The sequence below is a fragment of the Kitasatospora sp. NPDC056327 genome (assembly GCF_042261735.1).
Classification (GTDB): Bacteria; Actinomycetota; Actinomycetes; order Streptomycetales; family Streptomycetaceae; genus Kitasatospora.
Genome location: NZ_JBHJRC010000088.1, coordinates 21750 through 28323, shown reverse-complemented (window position 1 = coordinate 28323; position 6574 = coordinate 21750). Strand labels below are relative to the sequence as shown.

7 protein-coding genes are annotated in these 6574 nt (G+C 74.0%); all 7 read left to right on the top strand.

The genetic code is table 11. From position 1 onward, the window contains the following. The first annotated feature begins 115 nt into the window (after positions 1 to 115). The 7 genes from ACFCX4_RS15500 (at position 116) to glyA (ending at position 6535) form a co-directional block, all read left to right on the top strand. A complete protein-coding gene (locus ACFCX4_RS15500; protein WP_376142560.1) occupies positions 116 to 1219 on the top strand; it encodes an LCP family protein in 1104 nt (367 codons plus the stop codon). 169 nt (positions 1220 to 1388) lie between these two features. Continuing rightward, positions 1389 to 1610, top strand: a complete 222-nt coding sequence (gene rpmE, locus ACFCX4_RS15495) for a 50S ribosomal protein L31 (protein ID WP_030235761.1) — start codon at positions 1389 to 1391, stop codon at positions 1608 to 1610. A 143-nt stretch (positions 1611 to 1753) separates the two neighbouring features. Further along, on the top strand, positions 1754 to 2833 hold the full coding sequence (prfA, locus tag ACFCX4_RS15490) for a peptide chain release factor 1 (protein ID WP_376142558.1): 1080 nt from the start codon (positions 1754 to 1756) through the stop codon (positions 2831 to 2833). A gap of 58 nt (positions 2834 to 2891) precedes the next feature. Further along, complete coding sequence (prmC, locus tag ACFCX4_RS15485; RefSeq protein WP_376142556.1) at positions 2892 to 3758, top strand: peptide chain release factor N(5)-glutamine methyltransferase; 867 nt, start codon at positions 2892 to 2894, stop codon at positions 3756 to 3758. 55 nt (positions 3759 to 3813) lie between these two features. After that, on the top strand, positions 3814 to 4461 hold the full coding sequence (locus ACFCX4_RS15480) for an L-threonylcarbamoyladenylate synthase (protein WP_376142554.1): 648 nt from the start codon (positions 3814 to 3816) through the stop codon (positions 4459 to 4461). Between the two features lie 29 nt (positions 4462 to 4490). After that, positions 4491 to 5129 carry a protein-tyrosine-phosphatase gene (locus tag ACFCX4_RS15475; protein WP_376142562.1) on the top strand — a complete coding sequence of 213 codons (639 nt, stop codon included), beginning with the start codon at positions 4491 to 4493 and terminating at the stop codon, positions 5127 to 5129. Positions 5130 to 5260: 131 nt separating this feature from the next. Beyond that, positions 5261 to 6535, top strand: coding sequence for a serine hydroxymethyltransferase (gene glyA / locus ACFCX4_RS15470; RefSeq protein ID WP_376142552.1), 1275 nt, complete (start codon positions 5261 to 5263; stop codon positions 6533 to 6535). The last annotated feature ends 39 nt before the right edge of the window (positions 6536 to 6574 follow it).

Genomic DNA, 6574 nt, shown 5'->3' with positions numbered 1-6574 from the left:
CCGAGCGGGCCGGGGCTCGCCGTCGTTCCGGGGGCGCTCGTCCCCGGGTGGTTCGTTCCGGAATCGGGACAGTTTGGGATCTTTTCGGTATCTTGTCCGATTTACTCTGGACCGTATGGCCGAACACAAGAGGGTCCCGAGCCGCCGCCGCAGGCTCCTGCGCGCGGCCGCGTGCGCCGTCGCCGCGCTCGCCGTCCTCGGGGCGGGCGCCGCCGGGTACGCCTACCTGCGGCTGGACGGCAACATCAGGAGCGTCGACATCGACGGCCGGCTCGGCACCGCCCGCCCGCCGACGGCCACCGACGGCTCGTTCAACCTCCTGGTGCTCGGCTCCGACTCTCGGGCCGGCGGCAACGGGGACCTGGCCGGCGGGGACACCGGCGGCACCGCCCGCTCGGACACCGCGATGGTGGTGCACGTCGACCAGGGCCACACCCGGGCCGACGTGGTCTCCGTCCCGCGCGACACCCTCGTCCCGCGCCCCGAGTGCGTCGACGCCGCCGGCAGGACCGTGCCGGCCGCCAAGCGCGCCATGTTCAACAGCGCCTACGAGGCCGGCGGCGCGGCCTGCGCGGTCAAGACCGTGGAGCAGCTCAGCGGACTGCGGATGGACCACTACGTCGAGGTCGACTTCGCCGGGTTCGCCCGGCTGGTGGACGCGATGGGCGGGGCCACCGTGACCACCACGGTGGCCATCCGCGACAAGGACAGCGGGCTCGACCTCCCGCCCGGCGAGCACCACCTGGACGGGCAGCAGGCGCTCGCGTTCGTCCGCACGCGGCACGGCGTCGGCGACGGCAGCGACCTCGGCCGGATCGAGCTGCAGAAGCAGATGGTCCGCTCGCTGCTGCGGCAGGCCGGCGGAACCGGCCTGCTGACCAACCCCGTCAAGCTGTGGTCGGTCGGCGACACCCTGACCCGCTCGATCACCACCGACTCCGCGCTCGCCTCGGTCAACGCGCTGGTCGGGCTGGGCCGGCAGCTCAAGGACATCGGGCCGGACCAGCTCTCGATGGTCACCCTGCCGGTGGTGACCGCCCCCTCGGATCCGGACCGGGTGGTCCAGCAGCAGCCGCAGGCCGACCAGCTCTGGGCCGCTCTCAAGGCCGACCGGCCGCTGCCGCGCACGGTCGTCGAGGCCCAGCCGCAGAACCCCGCGCAGGCCGCTCCCGGACCGTCCGCCCCGGCCCCGGCGAAGAGCCCGGCCAGGCGCCCCTGAGCCGCCCCCCGCGGCGGCGGGGGCGCCCCGGCGGGGGCCCGGAATACCACGGGGCGCCCCCCGGTTTGGGAAGAAGCGGCCGGTCCTGGCAGACTGGACCGTCGGTCCCGGTTCACGAGCGGCATTCCAGCCGCCGACCCGGTGCCCTCCCGAACACTAGGAGAACCCCTTGAAGTCCAACGTTCACCCCGAGTACGTGGTCACCCGCGTGACCTGCACCTGCGGCGCCGAGTTCACCACCCGCTCGACCGAGACCAGTGGCGAGATCCGCGCCGAGGTCTGCTCGCAGTGCCACCCGTTCTACACCGGCAAGCAGAAGATCCTCGACACCGGTGGCCGCGTGGCCCGCTTCGAGGCCCGCTTCGGCAAGCAGCACAGCGCGAAGGCCTAGCGCTCCCTCGGCGCCGGTTTCCGGCGCCCCCGTACTCGTTCCGGGGGCGCTGGGGACCGGCGCCGTTCGCGTCCCCCCGCAGTTCCGCCCGCCGCCGCGCGCACCCACCCCCCACGACGATCCCCCGGGAAGAAGGCCACCCCATGTTCGAGGCAGTCGAAGAGCTCCTCACCGAGCACGCCGACCTCGAAACGAGGCTGGCCGACCCGTCCGTCCACGCCGACCAGGCGAACGCCCGCAGGCTGGCCAAGCGGTACGCGGAGCTGACCCCGATCACCCGGGTCTACCGGGAGTGGAAGCAGGCCGGCGAGGACATCGAGGCCGCCCGCGAACTCGCCGCCGAGGACTCCGAGTTCCTCTCCGAGGTGAAGGACGGCGAGGCCCGCCGCGAGACGCTGACCGAGGAGCTGCGGCTGCTGCTCGTCCCGCGCGACCCGAGCGACGACAAGGACGTCATCCTGGAGATCAAGGCCGGTGAGGGCGGCGAGGAGTCCGCGCTGTTCGCCGGGGACCTGCTCCGGATGTACCTGCGTTACGCCGAGCGGGTCGGCTGGAAGACCGAGCTCATCGACTCCAACGAGTCCGACCTCGGCGGCTACAAGGACGTCTCGGTGGCCGTGAAGACCAAGGGCAGCACCGGCGAGCCCGGTCAGGGCGTCTGGGCCCGGCTGAAGTACGAGGGCGGCGTGCACCGCGTGCAGCGCGTCCCCGCCACCGAGTCGCAGGGCCGCATCCACACCTCCGCCGCGGGCGTGCTGGTCACCCCGGAGGCCGAGGAGGTCGAGGTCGAGATCCTCGCCAACGACCTGCGGATCGACGTGTACCGCTCCTCCGGCCCCGGCGGCCAGTCGGTCAACACCACCGACTCCGCGGTCCGGATCACCCACCTGCCGACCGGTATCGTGGCGTCCTGCCAGAACGAGAAGAGCCAGCTGCAGAACAAGGAGCAGGCGATGCGCATCCTGCGTTCGCGGCTGCTGGCCGCCGCGCAGGAGGAGGCCGAGCGGGAGGCCTCGGACGCGCGCCGCAGCCAGGTCCGCACGGTGGACCGTTCCGAGCGGATCCGGACGTACAACTATCCGGAGAACCGCATCTCGGACCACCGCACGGGCTTCAAGTCGTACAACCTGGACCAGGTGCTGGACGGTGACCTCAACGCGGTCATCCAGTCCTGCGTCGACGCGGACGCGGCGGCCAAGCTCGCCGCGGCCCAACAGAACTGACACCGGCGGCGGCGCGACCGACGTCGAGGCCGGAGAGCGGAAGCAAGAGGTCGTACGGATGAACCTGCTACTCGCCGAGGTGGCCCAGGCCACCCAGCGGTTGGCCGCGGCCGGCGTGCCGTCGCCGCGCTTCGACGCGGAGGAGCTCGCCGCCCACGTCCACAACGTCAGGCGCAGCCAGCTGCACACCGTCCAGGACGGCGACTTCGACGCCCGGTACTGGGAGGCCGTCGCCCGCCGCGAGGCCCGCGAGCCGCTCCAGCACATCACCGGCCGGGCCTTCTTCCGCTACCTCGAACTGGCGGTCGGGCCCGGCGTCTTCGTGCCCCGGCCGGAGACCGAGACGGTCGTCGAGTGGGCCATAGACGCGGTCCGGGACATGGACGTCGCCGAGCCGCTGGTGGTCGACCTGTGCTCCGGCTCCGGCGCCATCGCGCTCGCCCTCGCCCAGGAGCTGCCGCGCTCCGTCGTGCACGCCTTCGAGCTCGACGGGGGCGCGCTGCCGTACACCCGGCGCAACATCGAGGCCTCGCCCGACCGGGCCCGGGTCACCCTGCACGAGGGCGACGCCACCCGGGCCTTCGAGGACGACCACGCCTGGGACGGCCGCTTCGACCTGGTGATCTCCAACCCGCCGTACATCCCGCTCACCGAGTGGGAGTACGTGGCGCCGGAGGCCCGCGACCACGACCCGCAGATGTCGCTGTTCTCGGGCGAGGACGGCCTCGACACCATCCGCGGCATCGAGCGGGTCGCGGCCCGCCTGCTGCGTCCCGGCGGTGCCGTGGTCATCGAGCACGCCGACACCCAGGGCGGCCAGGTCCCCTGGATCTTCAACGAGGAGGGCGGCTGGACCGACGCAGCCGACCACCGCGACCTCAACAACCGCCCGCGCTTCACCACCGCGCGCAAGGCCTCGCTGTGAACCACGCGACCGACGCGAACAACGCCATGAGCCCTTCCGGAAGGGGACCGCACCGATGAGCCGCCGCTACGACTGTGCCGACGCCGGGGACCGCGCCACGGGCCTGCGCGAGGCCGCCTCGGCCATCCGCCGCGGCGAACTCGTCGTGCTGCCCACCGACACCCTCTACGGGGTCGGTGCGGACGCCTTCTCGCCCGAGGCGGTGGCGGCCCTGCTGGCTGCCAAGGGCCGCGGCCGGAACATGCCCTCGCCGGTCCTGGTCGGCTCGCCGACCACCCTGCACGGCCTGGTCACCGACTTCTCCGAGCAGGCCTGGGAGCTGGTCGACGCCTTCTGGCCCGGCGGCCTGACCCTGGTCGCCAAGCACCAGCCCTCGCTGCGCTGGGACCTCGGCGACACCCGGGGCACCGTCGCCGTCCGGATGCCGCTGCACCCGGTCGCCATCGAGCTGCTGAACGCCACCGGGCCGATGGCCGTCTCCAGCGCCAACCGCACCGGCGGGCCGTCCCCGGCGACCTGTGACGAGGCCCAGCAGCAGCTGGGCGACGCCATCTCGGTCTACCTGGACGGCGGCACCGCCGACCACGCGCAGGCCTCGTCGATCGTGGACGTCACGGGCAAGGTGCCGGTGCTCCTGCGGGCCGGCGCGATCTCCGCCGAGCAGCTGAGGGAGGTCGTCCCCGACCTGGAGGCCGGCAGTTGACGGCCGCCTCCCTCCATGCCGGGCCCGGCATATCGCCGTACCTGAGCGTGGGCCCCAGGCCGCTGAACCACTTCCGGATCCTGTACGTCTGCACCGGCAACATCTGCCGCTCGCCGATCGCCGAGCGGCTCACCCGGCGTGAGCTGGACACCCGGCTCAACCCACGGGTGGCCGGGCGGATCCTGGTCGAGTCGGCCGGCACCTGGGGCCATGTGGGCGCGCCGATGGAGGAGCACGCCGCCACGGTGCTGGACGAGTACGGCGCCGACAGCGGCGGCTTCACCGGCCGCGAACTGCTGGACGCGCACGTGGTCGAGGCCGACCTGGTGCTCACCGCGACCCTCGACCACCGGGCCCAGGTCATCTCGATGGGCCACGAGGCGGGCCTGCGCACCTTCACGCTGAAGGAGTTCACCCGGCTGGTCCGCACGATCGACCCGGGCACCCTCCCGGACCCCCGGCGCGGCGCCGACGTCACCGAGCGCGCCCGCGCCCTGGTCCGGGCCGCCGCCTCGCTGCGCGGCTGGCTGCTGGCCGCCGACCCCGAGACGGACGAGCTGCACGACCCGTACGGCGCGCCGATCGGGATGTTCCGCAACTGCGGCGAGGAGATATTCCACGCCGTCGACCCGGTGGTCACCGCACTGACCGGCATTCCCGCCTTCTAGGGCCTCGCCCGGCGGCCCGCGGATCCGCGTTCGTACGGCCGGGCGTACCCCGGTACGCGCCGCCGTGCCGGGGCGAGGGGGCGGTCCTACGCTGGAGGGATCCGACCCGACGCGCGCCCGGGAGCCCCGCCATGACCGTCACCGATGCCGCGACCGGACCCGTCGACACCGACGGGGCGCGCTCCGCGGCCCTCTTTCGGGCCGATCCCCAGGTGGCCGACCTGCTGGCCGCCGAGGCCGAGCGGCGGGCCGGGACGATCCAGCTGCTGGCGGGGGAGAACCTCACGAGTCCGGCCGTCCTGGCGGCCCTCACCGGCCCGCTGATCGACAAGTACGCCGAGGGCTACCCCGGCCGCCGGCACCACACCGGCTGCGCGCTCGCCGACGCCGCCGAACTGCTGGCCGTCGACCGGGCCCGCGAACTGTTCACCGCCCCGCACGCCAACGTCCAGCCCCGCTCCGCCACCGCCGCGATGCTCGCCGCCTACGCCGCGCTGCTGCGGCCGGGTGACGTGGTGCTCGCGATGTCGCTGGAGCACGGCGGCCACCTCAGCTGCGGCTCGCGGGCCAACTTCTCCGGCCGCTGGTTCGACTTCGTCGGCTACGGGGTGCGCCGCGAGGACGGACTGATCGACCTCGACCAGGTGCGCGAACTGGCCCGGCGGCACCGCCCGAAGGCGATCGTGGCCGGATCCATCTCCTACCCCCGCCACCCCGACTGGGCCGCCTTCCGGGAGATCGCCGACGAGACGGACGCCTACCTGGTGGCCGCCGCCGCGCAGACCACCGGACTGGTCGCGGCCGGTCTGGCGCCGTCCCCGGTGCCCTTCGCGGACGTCACCGTGGCGGCCACCCACAAGCTGCTGCGCGGCCCGCGCGGCGGTCTGCTGCTGTGCACCGCGGAGCTGGCCGAGCGGGTCGACCGGGCGGTCTTCCCGTTCAGCCAGGGCGGCGCCGCGATGAACGAGGTGGCCGGCAAGGCGGTCGCGTTCGCGGAGGCGGCGGCACCCGGCTACCGGGCGTACGCGCAGCGGGCGGTCTCCGGGGCGCGGGTGCTGGCGGAGGGGCTCGCGCGGGCCGGGGCGCGTCCGCTGACCGGCGGGACCGACACCCACCTGGTGACCGCCGACCTCGCCCCGCTCGGGGTCACCGGGGCCGAGGCGGAGCGCCGCTGCGCGGCGGCCGGGCTGCTGCTCGGCAAGTGCGCGCTGCCGTACGACGAGGCGCCGCCGTCGGAGGCCTCCGGGATCCGGCTGGGGACCGGCACGGTGACCTCGCAGGGCATGGGCACGGCGGAGCTGACGGAGATCGCGGCCCTGCTCGGACGGCTGCTCGCCGGGGGCACGGACGTCCGGGTGGGGGAGCGGGTCCGGGAGCTCGCGGGGGCCTTCGCCGGGCGCCGCTGAACGCGTATCCGAATCTCCTACCCGGCAGGGCGAACCGCG

Coding starts and splice junctions, on each gene's coding strand:
- ACFCX4_RS15500 (WP_376142560.1), top strand. CDS start 116: ATGGCCGAACACAAGAGGGTCCCGAGCCGCCGCCGCAGGCTCCTGCGC.
- prfA (WP_376142558.1), top strand. CDS start 1,754: ATGTTCGAGGCAGTCGAAGAGCTCCTCACCGAGCACGCCGACCTCGAA.
- prmC (WP_376142556.1), top strand. CDS start 2,892: ATGAACCTGCTACTCGCCGAGGTGGCCCAGGCCACCCAGCGGTTGGCC.
- ACFCX4_RS15480 (WP_376142554.1), top strand. CDS start 3,814: ATGAGCCGCCGCTACGACTGTGCCGACGCCGGGGACCGCGCCACGGGC.
- glyA (WP_376142552.1), top strand. CDS start 5,261: ATGACCGTCACCGATGCCGCGACCGGACCCGTCGACACCGACGGGGCG.